Origin of the sequence: Pseudomonas sp. 22189, from assembly GCF_052045635.1 — a bacterium.
In the GTDB taxonomy this organism is placed as follows: Bacteria; Pseudomonadota; Gammaproteobacteria; order Pseudomonadales; family Pseudomonadaceae; genus Aquipseudomonas; species Aquipseudomonas parakoreensis.
In genome coordinates this window covers 36,214-50,844 of record NZ_JBQEPG010000026.1, presented here as the reverse complement: position 1 = coordinate 50,844, position 14,631 = coordinate 36,214, and the positions used below count along the sequence as shown (strand labels likewise).

14 protein-coding genes are annotated in these 14,631 nt (G+C 59.0%); 3 read left to right on the top strand and 11 right to left on the bottom strand.

All coding sequences use genetic code 11. The annotated features are described in order from the left end of the window. Positions 1–17 precede the first annotated feature (17 nt). Entirely contained in the window at positions 18–326 is a 309-nt protein-coding gene (locus ACTJKS_RS22960) for a YhbY family RNA-binding protein (RefSeq protein ID WP_003221534.1), read from the top strand. A gap of 9 nt (positions 327–335) precedes the next feature. Here the strand turns inward: ACTJKS_RS22960 and ACTJKS_RS22955 are convergent, their stop codons facing one another. The 8 genes from ACTJKS_RS22955 to grpE all read right to left on the bottom strand — a co-directional run bounded on the left by ACTJKS_RS22955 (position 336) and on the right by grpE (position 10,805). After that, complete coding sequence (locus tag ACTJKS_RS22955; protein ID WP_095667564.1) at positions 336–740, bottom strand: MFS transporter; 405 nt, start codon at positions 738–740, stop codon at positions 336–338. 28 nt (positions 741–768) lie between these two features. Beyond that, the gene (gene greA, locus ACTJKS_RS22950; protein WP_041066788.1) at positions 769–1,245 is read right to left on the bottom strand and encodes a transcription elongation factor GreA; all 477 of its coding nucleotides are present in this window, start codon (positions 1,243–1,245) and stop codon (positions 769–771) included. Next, on the bottom strand, positions 1,242–4,463 hold the full coding sequence (gene carB / locus ACTJKS_RS22945) for a carbamoyl-phosphate synthase large subunit (RefSeq protein WP_047291165.1): 3,222 nt from the start codon (positions 4,461–4,463) through the stop codon (positions 1,242–1,244). The genes greA and carB overlap by 4 nt, the downstream gene beginning before the upstream one ends. A gap of 126 nt (positions 4,464–4,589) precedes the next feature. Beyond that, positions 4,590–5,726 (bottom strand): glutamine-hydrolyzing carbamoyl-phosphate synthase small subunit, encoded by a 1,137-nt coding sequence (gene carA / locus ACTJKS_RS22940; RefSeq protein WP_027610776.1) that lies wholly within the window; start codon positions 5,724–5,726, stop codon positions 4,590–4,592. Positions 5,727–5,982: 256 nt separating this feature from the next. After that, positions 5,983–6,789, bottom strand: a complete 807-nt coding sequence (gene dapB, locus ACTJKS_RS22935; RefSeq protein ID WP_108181640.1) for a 4-hydroxy-tetrahydrodipicolinate reductase — start codon at positions 6,787–6,789, stop codon at positions 5,983–5,985. Positions 6,790–6,798: 9 nt separating this feature from the next. Next, positions 6,799–7,923, bottom strand: coding sequence for a molecular chaperone DnaJ (dnaJ, locus tag ACTJKS_RS22930; protein WP_003221522.1), 1,125 nt, complete (start codon positions 7,921–7,923; stop codon positions 6,799–6,801). Between the two features lie 296 nt (positions 7,924–8,219). Beyond that, positions 8,220–10,136, bottom strand: a complete 1,917-nt coding sequence (gene dnaK, locus ACTJKS_RS22925) for a molecular chaperone DnaK (protein ID WP_003221521.1) — start codon at positions 10,134–10,136, stop codon at positions 8,220–8,222. 102 nt (positions 10,137–10,238) lie between these two features. After that, the gene (gene grpE, locus ACTJKS_RS22920) at positions 10,239–10,805 is read right to left on the bottom strand and encodes a nucleotide exchange factor GrpE (protein WP_007961425.1); all 567 of its coding nucleotides are present in this window, start codon (positions 10,803–10,805) and stop codon (positions 10,239–10,241) included. 240 nt (positions 10,806–11,045) lie between these two features. Between grpE and recN the strand changes: the two genes are divergently transcribed. After that, on the top strand, positions 11,046–12,719 hold the full coding sequence (gene recN / locus ACTJKS_RS22915; protein WP_041066773.1) for a DNA repair protein RecN: 1,674 nt from the start codon (positions 11,046–11,048) through the stop codon (positions 12,717–12,719). Between the two features lie 75 nt (positions 12,720–12,794). Here recN and fur read toward each other — a convergent pair whose 3' ends face one another. Continuing rightward, positions 12,795–13,199, bottom strand: a complete 405-nt coding sequence (gene fur, locus ACTJKS_RS22910; RefSeq protein ID WP_003221515.1) for a ferric iron uptake transcriptional regulator — start codon at positions 13,197–13,199, stop codon at positions 12,795–12,797. Between the two features lie 97 nt (positions 13,200–13,296). Here fur and ACTJKS_RS22905 point away from each other — a divergent pair, with 97 nt between their 5' ends. Further along, positions 13,297–13,824: an outer membrane protein assembly factor BamE gene (locus tag ACTJKS_RS22905; RefSeq protein WP_027610774.1), complete on the top strand. Its 528-nt coding sequence runs from the start codon at positions 13,297–13,299 to the stop codon at positions 13,822–13,824. Between the two features lie 61 nt (positions 13,825–13,885). Here ACTJKS_RS22905 and ACTJKS_RS22900 read toward each other — a convergent pair whose 3' ends face one another. After that, positions 13,886–14,200, bottom strand: a complete 315-nt coding sequence (locus tag ACTJKS_RS22900; RefSeq protein WP_108181638.1) for an RnfH family protein — start codon at positions 14,198–14,200, stop codon at positions 13,886–13,888. Beyond that, on the bottom strand, positions 14,193–14,627 hold the full coding sequence (locus ACTJKS_RS22895) for a type II toxin-antitoxin system RatA family toxin (RefSeq protein ID WP_003221509.1): 435 nt from the start codon (positions 14,625–14,627) through the stop codon (positions 14,193–14,195). The genes ACTJKS_RS22900 and ACTJKS_RS22895 overlap by 8 nt, the downstream gene beginning before the upstream one ends. Between the last annotated feature and the right edge of the window lie 4 nt (positions 14,628–14,631).

Sequence of the window (14,631 nt, the reverse complement as noted above, 5' to 3'; positions counted from 1 at the left end):
GACGAAAGGGTCAGATTATGCCGCTCACTCCAGAGCAGAAGAAACAGTACAAATCCATTGGTCACCACCTGAAACCGGTTTTGACGGTGGCGGACAACGGTCTGACTGAGGGTGTATTAGCCGAACTTGAACGCGCCTTGGCGGATCACGAGTTGATCAAGATCAAGCTCAACATCCTCGACCGCGAGTCGCGCCTGGCGCACATTGCAGAGTTGTGCAAGGTCGGCAAGGCTGATCTGGTACAGGTCATCGGCAAGATGGCGCTGGTTTATCGCAAGAACTTCAGCGTCAACAAGCAGCTGTCGAACGTTCATCGCTTCAAGTGATGACAAGGGTCAAGGGTGTGCTTCGCGCACCCTGCCACTCCATCCCGGCAGCGGCTGCAACACCAGCACCAGTCCAGAGAAGCCTAACAGCAGAAAACTGAATGCCTGCCAGCGCTGCGCTTGCGGCCAGCCGACATGCACGGCGACAAACATCGCACACGCATACAGTGCCATCAGCAGCACCTGCCCGCGAAAATCCCGCCACAGACTGGCAAGGCCCTCGGCCCGTACCAGCACCAAAGCCTGAAAAATCACGCAGGCAGCGGCAAAAATCACCAGCGACACTTCGAACGCATCGGCAATCTCATCGATCAGCAACGGTGCCAGACCAATCTTGCCCAGCACCGGTCGCAAACCGAGATGAATCAGCCAAAAGCCGCCGACCCACAACATCTGGGTCAGCTGCCAAAGCATGGCGCCCGCACGTAACGGGCGCCTGCCTTCAGATGTGACGGACTTCGACAATCTCGTACTCGATAACACCACTCGGCGTTTTCACGGCAACCACGTCACCCTCTTCCTTGCCGATCAAGGCACGGGCCAAGGGCGAGCCGACCGAAATCTTACCGAGTTTGAAGTCAGCCTCATCCTCACCCACGATGTGGTAAGCGACGCTTTCATCCGTCTCGACGTTGGCGATTTCGACGGTGGTACCGAAGATCACTTTGCCGGTGTGCGGAATGGTCGTGACATCAATGATGACCTGATTCTGGATCCGGCCTTCGATATCGCGGATCCGCGCCTCGACCATGCCCTGCTGTTCGCGGGCGGCATGGTATTCGGCGTTTTCCTTCAGATCACCCAGCTCGCGAGCCGTGCCGATGTCCTGGCTGAGCTTCGGACGAACGACCTTGGTCAGGTGAGCGTGTTCTTCTTCCAGGGCTTTTGCACCCTGGACGGTCATTGGGTACTTGATCATGCCTTCAATCCTGCGTGTAGATCCTGCAAGCGGCGTACGGTCTTCTCGGGACCGAACTTCAGCGCTTCACAGATAGCCTCGCCCGCAGCAATGGTGGTGGTGCAGTAGATCTTGTGCTGCAGGGCATTGCGACGAATGGAGTAGGAATCAGCGATCGACTGACGACCTTCGGTGGTGTTGATGATCAGGGTGACTTCGTCATTCTTGATCATGTCGACCACGTGCGGACGACCCTCGGTCACCTTGTTCACGCGGCGCACTTTCAGGCCTGCGGCTTCGATCAGCTTGGCAGTACCGGCAGTGGCGACCACTTCGAAGCCCAAGTTGATCAGATCACGGGCCACGCCTGCAACCAGCGGCTTGTCATCGTCACGCACGCTGATGAACGCGGTACCGCCGGTCGGCAGCACTTCGCTGGCGCCCATCTGGGCCTTGGCGAATGCTTCACCGAAGGTGTCGCCGACGCCCATCACTTCACCGGTGGACTTCATCTCTGGGCCGAGGATCGGGTCAACACCAGGGAATTTGGCGAACGGGAACACCGCCTCTTTCACGCTGTAGAAGTTCGGGATGATTTCCTTGGTGAAGCCGATTTCTTTCAGAGTCTTACCGGCCATGACGCGAGCCGCGATCATTGCCAGGGAGACACCGATGCACTTGGACACGAACGGCACGGTACGCGAAGCGCGCGGGTTGACTTCGATGACGTAGATGTCTTCGCCCTGCAGCGCCAGTTGCACGTTCATCAGGCCGACAACGCCCAGTTCCAGGGCCATTTTCTTGACCTGTTCGCGCATCTCGTCCTGAATGTGCGCCGGCAGCGAGTAAGGCGGCAGCGAGCACGCGGAGTCACCGGAGTGAACGCCCGCCTGTTCGATGTGCTGCATGATCGCGCCGATCACCACGTCTTTGCCGTCGCAGACCGCATCCACGTCCATCTCGATGGCGCAGTTGAGGAAGTGATCGAGCAGCACCGGGCTGTCGTTGGACACTTGCACCGCGTCACGCAGGTAACGCTTGAGCTCGTCTTCCTTGTACACGATTTCCATCGCGCGGCCGCCCAGTACGTAGGACGGGCGCACCACCAGCGGATAACCGATTTTCGCGGCAGCGCGAACGGCTTCGTCTTCGCTGCGCACGGTGGCGTTTGGCGGCTGACGCAGGTTCAGGCGCTCAACCATTTGCTGGAAGCGCTCACGGTCTTCGGCACGGTCGATGGCGTCAGGGCTGGTACCGATGATCGGCACGCCAGCGGCTTCCAGGGCACGCGCCAGCTTCAGTGGCGTCTGGCCGCCGTACTGGACGATCACGCCTTTCGGCTTCTCGACGCGGCAGATTTCCAGTACGTCTTCCAGGGTTACCGGCTCGAAGTACAGACGGTCGGACGTGTCGTAGTCGGTGGAAACGGTTTCCGGGTTGCAGTTGACCATGATGGTTTCATAGCCGTCTTCGCGCAGTGCGAGGGCGGCGTGTACGCAGCAATAGTCGAACTCGATGCCCTGGCCGATACGGTTCGGACCACCACCCAGAATCATGATCTTGTCGCGACCGGACGGCGCGGCTTCGCACTCTTCCTCGTACGTCGAGTAGAGGTAAGCGGTGTCGGTGGCGAACTCGGCGGCACAGGTGTCAACGCGCTTGTAGACCGGGAACACTTCCAGTTTTTGACGGTGCGTACGCAGGTTCTTCTCGGTCACACCCAGCAGTTTGGCCAGACGCTGATCGGAGAAGCCTTTGCGCTTGAGCTTGAACATCAGGTCGCGGTCGATAGCGGACAGACCGAGGGTCTTGACCTTCTCTTCTTCCTTGATCAGATCTTCGATCTGCACCAGGAACCACGGGTCGATCATGTTCATGCCGAAAATGTCTTCGACGGTCATGCCGGCGCGGAATGCGTCCGCTACGTACCAGATACGCTCGGCGCCCGGCACGGTCAGCTCGCGCTTGAGGATGCTCATGCTTTCCGGGTTGCTCAGGTCTAGCTTCTCGTCCAGCCCGCAAACACCGACTTCCAGACCGCGCAGGGCTTTCTGCAGGGATTCCTGGAAGGTGCGGCCGATGGCCATGACTTCACCGACCGACTTCATTTGCGTGGTCAGGCGCGCGTCAGCCTTGGCGAATTTCTCGAAGGCGAAACGTGGCAGCTTGGTCACAACGTAGTCGATCGACGGTTCGAAGGACGCCGGGGTCTTGCCGCCGGTGATGTCGTTGGACAGTTCGTCGAGGGTGTAGCCCACAGCCAGTTTAGCCGCGACTTTGGCAATCGGGAAACCGGTGGCTTTCGAAGCCAGTGCCGAGGAACGCGATACGCGCGGGTTCATCTCGATCACGACCATGCGGCCAGTGTCCGGGCAGATACCGAATTGCACGTTGGAGCCGCCGGTCTCGACGCCGATCTCGCGCAGTACCGCCAGCGAGGCGTTACGCAGGATCTGGTATTCCTTGTCGGTCAGGGTCTGTGCCGGAGCAACGGTAATCGAGTCACCGGTATGCACGCCCATCGGGTCGAAGTTCTCGATCGAGCAGACGATGATGCAGTTGTCCTTTTTGTCGCGGACAACTTCCATTTCATATTCTTTCCAGCCGATCAGCGATTCGTCGATCAGCAGCTCTTTGGTCGGCGACAGGTCCAGACCGCGGGCGCAGATTTCTTCGAACTCTTCACGGTTGTAGGCGATACCGCCACCGGTGCCACCCATGGTGAAGGACGGACGGATGATGCACGGGAAGCCCAGACGCTCGAGGACGGCGTTGGCTTCTTCCATGCTGTGGGCGATACCGGAACGCGGGCATTCCAGACCGATGGATTTCATGGCCTTGTCGAAACGCGAACGGTCTTCAGCCTTGTCGATGGTGTCGGCGTTGGCACCGATCATTTCCACGCCGAACTTTTCCAGAACGCCTTCGCGCTCCAGATCCAGGGCGCAGTTCAGTGCAGTCTGGCCGCCCATGGTTGGCAGCACCGCGTCCGGGCGCTCTTTTTCGATGATCTTGGCCACGGTCTGCCACTTGATCGGCTCGATGTACGTGGCGTCGGCCATGTCCGGGTCGGTCATGATGGTGGCCGGGTTGGAGTTCACCAGGATGACGCGGTAACCCTCTTCGCGCAGGGCTTTGCAGGCCTGGGCGCCGGAGTAGTCGAATTCGCAGGCCTGGCCGATAACGATCGGGCCAGCGCCGAGAATCAGGATGCTTTTAATGTCTGTACGTTTTGGCATGGGTTTGTCACTCAAATCCGCAGGTCAGTCGGCAAGCCGTCTTGATCGATTTCTGAAGCCCTGAGGGGCGCCACCGGGGTCGGGGCCGCCCTCGAGGGCTTCTCGCTACAGTCTCAAGGCGAACGCTTAGCGTCGCTTGGCCATCTCGTTGATGAAGCGGTCGAACAGGGGCGCCACATCGTTCGGGCCCGGGCTCGCTTCAGGGTGGCCCTGGAAGCTGAACGCGCTCTTGTCAGTGCGCTCGATGCCTTGCAGGGTGCCGTCGAACAGCGATTTGTGGATCGCACGCACGTTGGCCGGCAGGGTCGCTTCGTCAACCGCGAAACCGTGGTTCTGGCTGGTGATCATCACGACGCCAGTGTCCAGATCCTGTACCGGGTGGTTGGCACCGTGGTGGCCATGGCCCATTTTCAGGGTCTTGGCGCCGGAGGCCAGAGCCAGCAGCTGGTGACCGAGGCAGATACCGAAGACCGGAATTTCGGTTTCCAGCACTTCCTTGATCGCCTTGATCGCGTAGTCGCATGGCTCCGGATCACCAGGGCCGTTGGACAGGAACACGCCGTCCGGCTTGAGTGCCAGCACGTCGGCTGCCGGGGTTTGCGCCGGCACCACGGTCACGCGGCAGCCGCGCTCGACCAGCATGCGCAGGATGTTCAGTTTGACGCCATAGTCGTAGGCAACCACGTGGTACGGCAGCTCGGACGCCTCGATGGTCGCGTGGCTGTCGGTCTTCAGATCCCAGACAGTGGAGCGCCATTCGTACTTTTCCTTGGTGCTGACGACTTTCGCCAGATCCATGCCCTTCAGGCCCGGGAAACCCTGCGCGGCGGCAATTGCAGCTTCTTCGGAGATGTTGTCGCCGGCCATGATGCAGCCGTTCTGTGCGCCTTTTTCACGCAGGATGCGGGTCAGGCGGCGGGTGTCGATACCGGCGATTGCCACAACGTTGTTGGCTTTCAGGTAGTCGGACAGGGACATCGTGTTACGCCAGTTGCTCGCTACCAGCGGCAGGTCACGGATAACCAGACCAGCGGACCATACGCGGTCGGACTCGGCATCTTCCGGCGTGGTGCCAGTGTTGCCGATGTGCGGGTAAGTCAGGGTAACGATCTGTTGGGCGTAGGAAGGATCGGTAAGGATTTCCTGATAGCCGGTCATTGCGGTGTTGAACACCACCTCACCAACGGTTTGACCGTCGGCTCCAATGGCTTCGCCGCGAAAAATGCTGCCATCAGCAAGGGCGAGTATGGCTGGCTTAGTCAAGAAGACCTCCCGTAAATAAAGCATGAAAGGGCAATCGCAGGTTGTAAAAAAGCGGAGTGACGTATGGACACGTCACCCCGCTTCTTCACTGAATTATTCTGCGCGCTTTTAGTGGACACACTAAAGCTGTAGCTTACAGAAAAAGGCTTTTTTGGTCCACCGCTAAAGAGCCTAAAAGGCCGGAGAATGCGACAGGGCGTCGCGCGATGCAGAAAACCAGCGCAAACCGGGCGTCTGCGCTGGGTAAAACCGTCAATCAATGCAGGTCGAGCACGTCCTGCATGTCGTACAGACCCGGCTCGCGGCCATCCAGCCACAACGCCGCACGCACCGCACCCTTGGCGAAGGTCATGCGACTGGAAGCCTTGTGCGTAATCTCCAGGCGCTCGCCTTCGCAGGCAAACAGCACGGTGTGATCGCCGACCACATCACCACCGCGAACGGTGGCGAAACCAATGGTTTCCCGCTCGCGCGCACCGGTGTGACCTTCACGACCATAGACCGCGACTTTCTGCAGATCACGATCCAGCGCACCGGCAATCACTTCACCCATGCGCAGCGCCGTGCCCGAAGGCGCGTCAATCTTGTGCCGGTGATGCGCTTCGATGATTTCGATGTCGGCATCGTCGCCCAACACCCGAGCGGTCATTTCGAGCAGCTTCAGCGACAGGTTGACCCCGACGCTGAAGTTGGCCGCAAACACGATCGGAATATCCTTGCCCGCCTCGGCCAGCAGTTGCTTCTGCGCAGCGTCGAGCCCGGTGGTGCCGATGACCATGGCCTTTCCGGCCTTGCGACAGAACGCGAGGTTTTTCAACATCACTTCCGGCAGGGTGAAGTCGATCAGCACATCGAACTCTTCAGCCACCGATTCGAGATTGCCGGACAACGGCACACCGATGCGACCCAGCGAAGCCAGCTCACCGGCATCCACCCCGATCAGCGTACTGCCGGGACGAACGATCGCCGCGGTCAGGCCGGTCAGCGGCGCGCGCTGTTGCACGGCCTCGACCAGAATCTTGCCCATGCGCCCGGCGGCGCCCATCACAGCTATACGTCGCATGCCGACTCCTTACAGATCGCCGAAGAAGCGCTTCACGCCATCGAACCAACCGGTGGTTTTTGGCGAGTGACTGTTGTCATCCGCCAGCGAGCTGCGGAATTCTTCGAGCAATTCGCGCTGACGACGATTCAGATTGACCGGGGTCTCGACCGCTACGCGACACATCAAGTCGCCCGCACCACCGCCCCGCACCGGCGCCACGCCTTTGCCACGCACGCGGAACTGCTTGCCGGTCTGTGTACCTTCAGGGATTTTCAGTTTGACGCGACCGTCGAGGGTCGGGATTTCCAGTTCGCCGCCGAGCGCCGCATCAACAAAGCTGATCGGCACTTCGCAGAACAGGTGTTTGCCATCGCGCTGGAAGATGTCGTGCTCGCGCACGTTGATCACCACGTACAGGTCGCCAGTCGGGCCGCCCTGGGTGCCTGCCTCGCCTTCGCCGGACAGACGAATGCGGTCGCCGGTATCAACACCCGCCGGCACTTTGACCGACAGTGTTTTGTACTCTTCGACGCGACCGTCGCCGTGGCAGGAATCGCACGGATCGGAAATGATCTTGCCCTGGCCATGGCAGCGCGGGCAGGTCTGCTGCACCGAGAAGAAGCCCTGCTGCATGCGCACCTGACCGATGCCGCCGCAGGTCGGACAGGTCGATGGCGACGAGCCTTTCTTCGCGCCGGAACCATCGCATGGCTTGCAATTGACCAGCGTCGGAACGCGGATATTCACGGTAGTGCCGCGTACCGCTTCTTCCAGATTCAGCTCCAGGGTGTAGCGCAAATCGCTACCGCGCTGGGCGCCGCCACGGGAACCGCCGCGACCGCCACCGAAGAAGTCACTGAAAACATCACCAAAGATGTCAGAGAAATTCTGCCCGCCGAAACCGGCACCACCGCCACCCATGCTTGGATCGACGCCAGCATGACCGTACTGGTCGTAGGCCGCGCGCTTGCTCGAATCGGACAATACTTCGTAGGCCTCGTTGGCCTCTTTGAACAGTTCTTCCGACGCTTTGTCATCGGGATTACGGTCCGGGTGGTGCTTCATCGCCAGGCGACGATAGGCCTTTTTCAGGTCTGCATCGCTTGAACCACGCTCTACACCCAATACTTCGTAATAGTCACGCTTTGCCATAAGTCTTTGCACTCTTGAGGACGTTCGGCAAACCCCTCCTGAGGATGGCCAAACTCGTTGAGCCCCAATACAGGCCCGGACCCAACTCACGTCAATTCAACGATCCTGGTCTTTGTTTCTTGTGGTACTTGCGGCACGAAAAGCAGGAGCATTCCCGTCCATACCAACAGCACGCAAGGCTTGTCGCATGCTGTAAAAATTCACGTATTCCAGATACGCCAACGCGGGAGCAAGCTCCCGCGCGGCGACATCCTACCAGTCACCGCCGCAAGGCAGTCAACCGGCCGACCAACAACTTACTTGTGGTCTTTGACTTCTTCGAACTCGGCATCGACAACATCGTCAGCCTTTTCAGCTTTCTCGTCGTGCGGTGCCGCGCCTTCAGCAGGCTGAGCCTGTTCGGCGTACATCTTCTGGGCAACCGGAGCCGAGACTTTCGACAGCTCTTCGATCTTCGCTTCGATGGCAGCCTTGTCGTCGCCTTTCACAGCGGCTTCCAGTGCAACCACGGCAGCTTCGATCGCGGTCTTCTCTTCAGCGCTGACCTTGTCGCCCGCTTCGGTGACCATTTTGCGAGTCGAGTGAACCAGTGCATCACCCTTGTTACGGGATTCAGCCAGTTCAGCGAACTTGCGGTCTTCCTCGGCGTTCAGCTCGGCGTCGCGAACCATCTTCTGAATTTCTTCATCCGACAGACCGGAGTTGGCCTTGATGGTGATCTTCTGCTCTTTACCGGTCGCCTTGTCTTTCGCGCCAACGTGCAGGATGCCGTTTGCGTCGATGTCGAAGGTCACTTCGATCTGCGGCACGCCACGTGGAGCTGGTGGTATGTCGGCCAGGTCGAATTTGCCCAGCGACTTGTTCTGCGCAGCTTGCTTACGCTCACCTTGCAGGACGTGAATGGTCACGGCGCCCTGGTTGTCGTCGGCAGTCGAGAACACTTGCGATTTCTTGGTAGGAATCGTGGTGTTTTTCTCGATCAGCGCGGTCATCACGCCCCCCATGGTTTCGATACCCAGGGTCAGCGGGCTGACGTCGAGCAGCAGAACGTCTTTCACGTCACCGGCCAGAACGGCGCCCTGAATCGCAGCACCCATGGCAACCGCTTCGTCCGGGTTCACGTCTTTACGTGCTTCTTTACCGAAGAAATCGGTCACCAGCTTCTGTACCAGCGGCATACGGGTCTGACCGCCGACCAGAATCACGTCGTTGATCGCGCCAACGTCGATACCGGCGTCTTTCATGGCGATGCGGCAAGGTTCGATGGTGCGCTGAACCAGGTCTTCAACCAGTGCTTCGAGCTTGGCACGCGAAATCTTCACGTTCAGGTGCTTAGGACCGGTGGCGTCTGCAGTGATGTACGGCAGGTTGACGTCGGTCGACTGCGCGGACGACAGCTCGATCTTGGCTTTCTCAGCGGCTTCTTTCAGGCGCTGCATGGCCAGCGGGTCACCTTTGAGGTTCATGCCGCTTTCTTTCTTGAATTCGTCAACGAGGTAGTCGATCAGACGAATGTCGAAGTCTTCACCGCCGAGGAAGGTGTCACCGTTGGTGGCCAACACTTCAAACTGGTGCTCGCCGTCAACTTCAGCGATCTCGATCACGGAAACGTCGAAAGTACCGCCACCCAGGTCATAAACGATCACGGTGTGATCGCCCTTGGCCTTGTCCATACCGTAAGCCAGAGCAGCCGCGGTTGGTTCGTTGATGATACGTTTAACGTCCAGACCGGCGATGCGGCCGGCGTCTTTGGTCGCCTGACGCTGGCTGTCGTTGAAGTAGGCCGGAACGGTGATCACCGCTTCGGTCACAGGCTCGCCGAGGTAGTCTTCGGCGGTCTTCTTCATCTTCTTCAGGATTTCAGCCGAGATTTGTGGCGGCGCCATTTTCTGGCCGTTCACTTCAACCCAGGCGTCGCCGTTGTCAGCCTTGGCGATTTTGTACGGGACCATCTTGATGTCTTTCTGTACGACTTCTTCGTCGAACTTGCGACCGATCAGACGCTTCACCGCGTACAGGGTGTTGTGCGGGTTGGTCACTGCCTGACGCTTGGCCGACTGACCAACGAGGATTTCACCATCGTTGGCGTAAGCGATGATCGACGGCGTGGTACGCGCGCCTTCGGCGTTTTCGATAACTTTGGCTACGCCGTTTTCCAGCACGGAGACGCAGGAGTTGGTAGTCCCCAGGTCGATACCGATAATTTTGCCCATGTTCACTCTCCCGAAACTTTGGATTTTGTTGCCGCAGCAGTGGTGGCTAACTGCGGTAATACTTAAACGCTTGACTTCTAAATGGGGGCCTTGCGGCTAATTTCAAGCCTTCTCGTCAATCGAAGGCGAAATTGGCGCCGGCGCCTTGCTGACCACAACCATGGCCGGACGCAACAGGCGACCGTTGAGCTGGTAGCCCTTCTGGAACACCTTCAGAACGCTGTTCGGTTCGACGTCGGCGCTTTCCTGCATGGCCATCGCCTGATGATGAACGGCGTTGAACGGTTCGCCATGCGGATCGATCGCTTCAAGCTGATAACGCTTGAGGGTGTCGTGGAACATTTTCAGGGTCAGCTCGATGCCTTCGCGCATCGGACGGATGCTTTCGTCGTCCGGGCTCGACAACTCGAGGCCGCGCTCCAGGCTGTCGACGATCGGCAGCAAGTCACCGGCGAATTTTTCCAGCGCAAACTTGTGCGCCTTCTCGACATCCTGCTCGGCACGACGGCGGACGTTCTGCAGATCGGCAGCTACGCGCAGCGACTGATCCTGCGCGGCGGCCAACTGCTCTTCGAGCACTTGTACACGGGTCGCCAGGTCGTCACCCGAAGTTTCGGGCGCCTGATTGGCTTCTGGATTTTGCGTATCTACTGTCTGTTCGTCAGCCATAGAATTCTCCTTTCAATTACGTCCGCGAGCTGTACTCGCGCTTCTGCCCCGATATATGGGGCCGCAAAATCAGGCTTCAAGGGCCTGCAATGATTAACCCTACAAAAAAGTGCTGCATTGTCATTCCTGCTCGGACTAAGCATTTGATCGGATCAAGCAAATCGAGCTAAGCGAGGGCATTGTCAGCCTGAAACAAAACACTGTATAAATAACCAGACCTAAAGCCTGGGAGCGGCCTTTATGCTGGTGCACCTGTCCGTACATAACTACGCCATCGTTGAACATCTCGATCTCGAACTTGATCGCGGGATGAGCGTGATCACAGGGGAAACCGGCGCCGGCAAGTCGATCATGCTCGACGCCCTGGGCCTGACCCTTGGCGACCGCGCCGACAGCGGCGTGGTTCGCCCGGGCGCCGACAAGGCCGACATTCTGGCCACTTTCGACCTGGTCGACATTCCCGAAGCTCATGCCTGGCTGGCCGAGCGCGACCTCGAAAACGACGGCCCGTGCATCCTGCGCCGGGTGATCACCGCCGAAGGCCGTTCGCGCGGCTATATCAATGGCACACCTTGCCCGCTCGGTGATCTCAAGGCCCTCGGCGAACTGCTGATCGATATCCACAGCCAGCACGAACACCAGTCCCTGCTGAAAACCGACACTCACCGGCGCCTGCTCGACGAATATGCCGGCGCTACTGATCTGGCCCGTCAGGTGCAACTCGCCGCGCAGCGCTGGCGCCAGACCCGCCAGGAACTGGAGCGCCTCTCCAACTCGGGTGACGAGCAACGCGCGCGCCACCAATTGCTCAGCTACCAGCTCGAAGAACTGGAGAACCTCGGCCTCGGCGAAAACGAGCTGGAACAGCTAGAGCAGGAACACAAGAACCTGACCAACGCCGAAACCCTGCTTGGCATTTGCCGACAGGTGGTCGAGCAGTGCAGCGAAAGCGATTCCGGCAACGTACTGAATGCACTGACCGCCAGCCTCAACCGCCTGTCGAGCGTGAACAACTCGGTGGGCGCACTGGGCGAAGCCAGCAGCTTGCTGACCAGCGCGCAGATCCAGGTCGAAGAAGCCGTGGGCGAGCTCAATCGCTTCCTCGACAACTTCGATGCCGATCCGGCGCGCCTGCAATATCTGGAAGAACGCCTCGACGCGATTTACACCTTGGCGCGCAAGCACCGGATCCAGCCAACCGAAGTCGCCGAGATGCAGCAGAAATTGCTCGATGAAATCGAGACATTGAATGCCAACGACGAATCCATCGAACGCCTGGGTGATGAACTGGCCTCTTATGCCCGCCATTATCAAGAGAAGGCCCGGGAGCTGAGCGACTTGCGCCATCAGGCCGCCAGCAGCCTCGCCAGCGCCGTGGAGCAAGAGATCCAGCGTCTGGGCATGCCGGGCGGACGCTTCACCATCGAGCTGCGCGCCAACACCAGCGACGAACTACAGCCTAACGGCCTGGAGCAAGTCGAACTGCTGGTCAGCGCCAACCCTGGCCAGCCGCTCAAAGCGCTGGCCAAAGTGGCCTCCGGTGGCGAGCTGTCGCGGATCAGCCTGGCGATTCAGGTGATTACCGCGCAGACTTCACGGGTACCAACCCTGGTATTCGACGAAGTGGACGTGGGGATCGGCGGGCCGACAGCGGAGATTGTCGGCCAATTGTTGCGACGTCTTGGCGATCGTGGGCAGGTACTGACCGTGACGCACTTGCCGCAAGTGGCGGCGCAGGGTCATCAGCATTTATTCGTGCACAAGGTACGGGGCGAACAAGCGACTCACACCGCAGTGTCCAAGCTGAGCAAGAACGACCGTATAGAAGAAGTGGCGCGGATGCTGGGCGGCATCGACCTGACCAAAGAGTCTTTGGCTCACGCGAAAAAAATGGTGGTCACCGCAAAAGTTTAAAAGCAGCAGAAAGCACGAAGGCGACCCTTGGGTCGCCTTCGTTCGTTTCGCGAACCTGAAATTCGCGCGACATGCTTACTTTTTCTTGCGTACGTACAGCACCAGATTGTGATCTACCAGATCAACACCGTGCTCCTCGGCAATTGCCTTCTGGAGCTTTTCGATTTCCGGACTGACGAATTCGACGACTTCACCGGTTTCCACGTTGACCATATGGTCGTGGTGGCCACCGTCGGCCAATTCGAATACCGCGTGGCCACCGTCGAAGTTATGACGGACCACGAGGCCAGCGGCTTCGAACTGGGTCAGAACACGGTAAACCGTGGCCAGACCGACGTCCTCGCCCGCTTCCATCAACGCCTTGTAGACGTCTTCGGCACTCATGTGACGCTGCTCGGTAGAGTCGAGCATTTGCAGGATCTTGACCCGTGGCAGGGTCACTTTGAGGCCGGCTTTGCGTAGTTCGCTATTTTCAACCATGGTCAGCTTTCTCGCGATGCTGCTTCGCAGCTTCTCTTAATGCGGGTATGATCGGCGTTTACGTTGTCCCAGCCAAGATAGTGGAAGTCGCCCACCGATGCAAAACACCAAGCTCTTGCTAACCAGTTTCACCTTTGTGGGACTGCTCGCACTCGCCGGTTGTTCATTCCCCGGGGTTTACAAAATCGACATCCAGCAGGGCAATGTCGTCACGCAGGACATGATAGACCAGTTACGCCCGGGAATGACCCGTCGGCAAGTACGGTTTATCATGGGCAACCCTCTGCTGACCGACACGTTCCATGCCGATCGCTGGGATTATCTGTACAGCCTGCAACCTGGTGGCGGTGAACGCCAGCAGGAGCGCGTGAGTGTCAACTTCAACTCCAACGACCAGCTTGTCAGCCTGTCCGGTGACTTCATGCCGGGCGTGAGCCGTGACGAAGCCATTCTCGGCAAGGACAGTGGCACCAGCGTGACCGCCCCTGCCGAAAACGCCGAGAAGCCGAAGCCGGAACAACCCGCCAAACCAGGTTCCCTGCTGGATTCGATCCAGAAGGACGTGGACGGTGTTGAAACCGTTCCGGTTCCGACGCCTGAGCCGCTGGACACCTCCCCGCAGTAATGCGCGAGGCAATAAAAAACCCGGATTTTCCGGGTTTTTTATTGCCTGCGATCTGGGCAGACTACTGATTTCGCGCTTTCGCCTCGGCAGCCTTGGCCGCCCGCAGGCGTCGAACTTCTTTCGGATCCGCCAGCAACGGCCGGTAGATCTCGATGCGCTCCCCCGCCTGAATCAAGCGAGCCCGTGGATCAGCCACCACCTTGCCGAAGATCCCCAGCGGACAATCACTCAGATCCAGTTCCGGGAATTCATCGCCAATACCTGACTTGAGCACCGCCTCTCGCACTGTCGTCCCTTCCGGGACGCGCAAAGTGCGCAGAAGCTGACGATCCACGGCGGCATACACCACTTCAATCTCGATCACCGGATCAACCATGCATCTGCTTGGCACGCTGACAGAACGCATCCACCAACGTATTCGCCGCCTGATTGAATAGCGGGCCGAGCGTCGCGCGCACCAGCGGGCCGGCGTAGTCAAAAGACAGGTCAAGACTGATCTTGCAGGCCTTCTCGTTCAATGCCTTGAAGACCCAGACACCATGCAGCTGGTTGAACGGGCCTTCTTCCAGGTTCATCTCGATCGATTGCCCCGGCACCAGTGTATTGCGCGTGACGAAGTGCTGACTGAGACCGCCCTTGGCCACGCCAACGCTGGCGCGCATGTGCTCGGGCGAGCTTTCCAGCACTTCGGCGGACGAGCACCATGGCAAGAATTCCGGGTAACGCGCGACGTCGTTGACCAGGTCGTAGAGGAATTGCGCCGGGTAGGGCAGCAACGCCGAACGTTGAATATGTGTCGTCATGTAA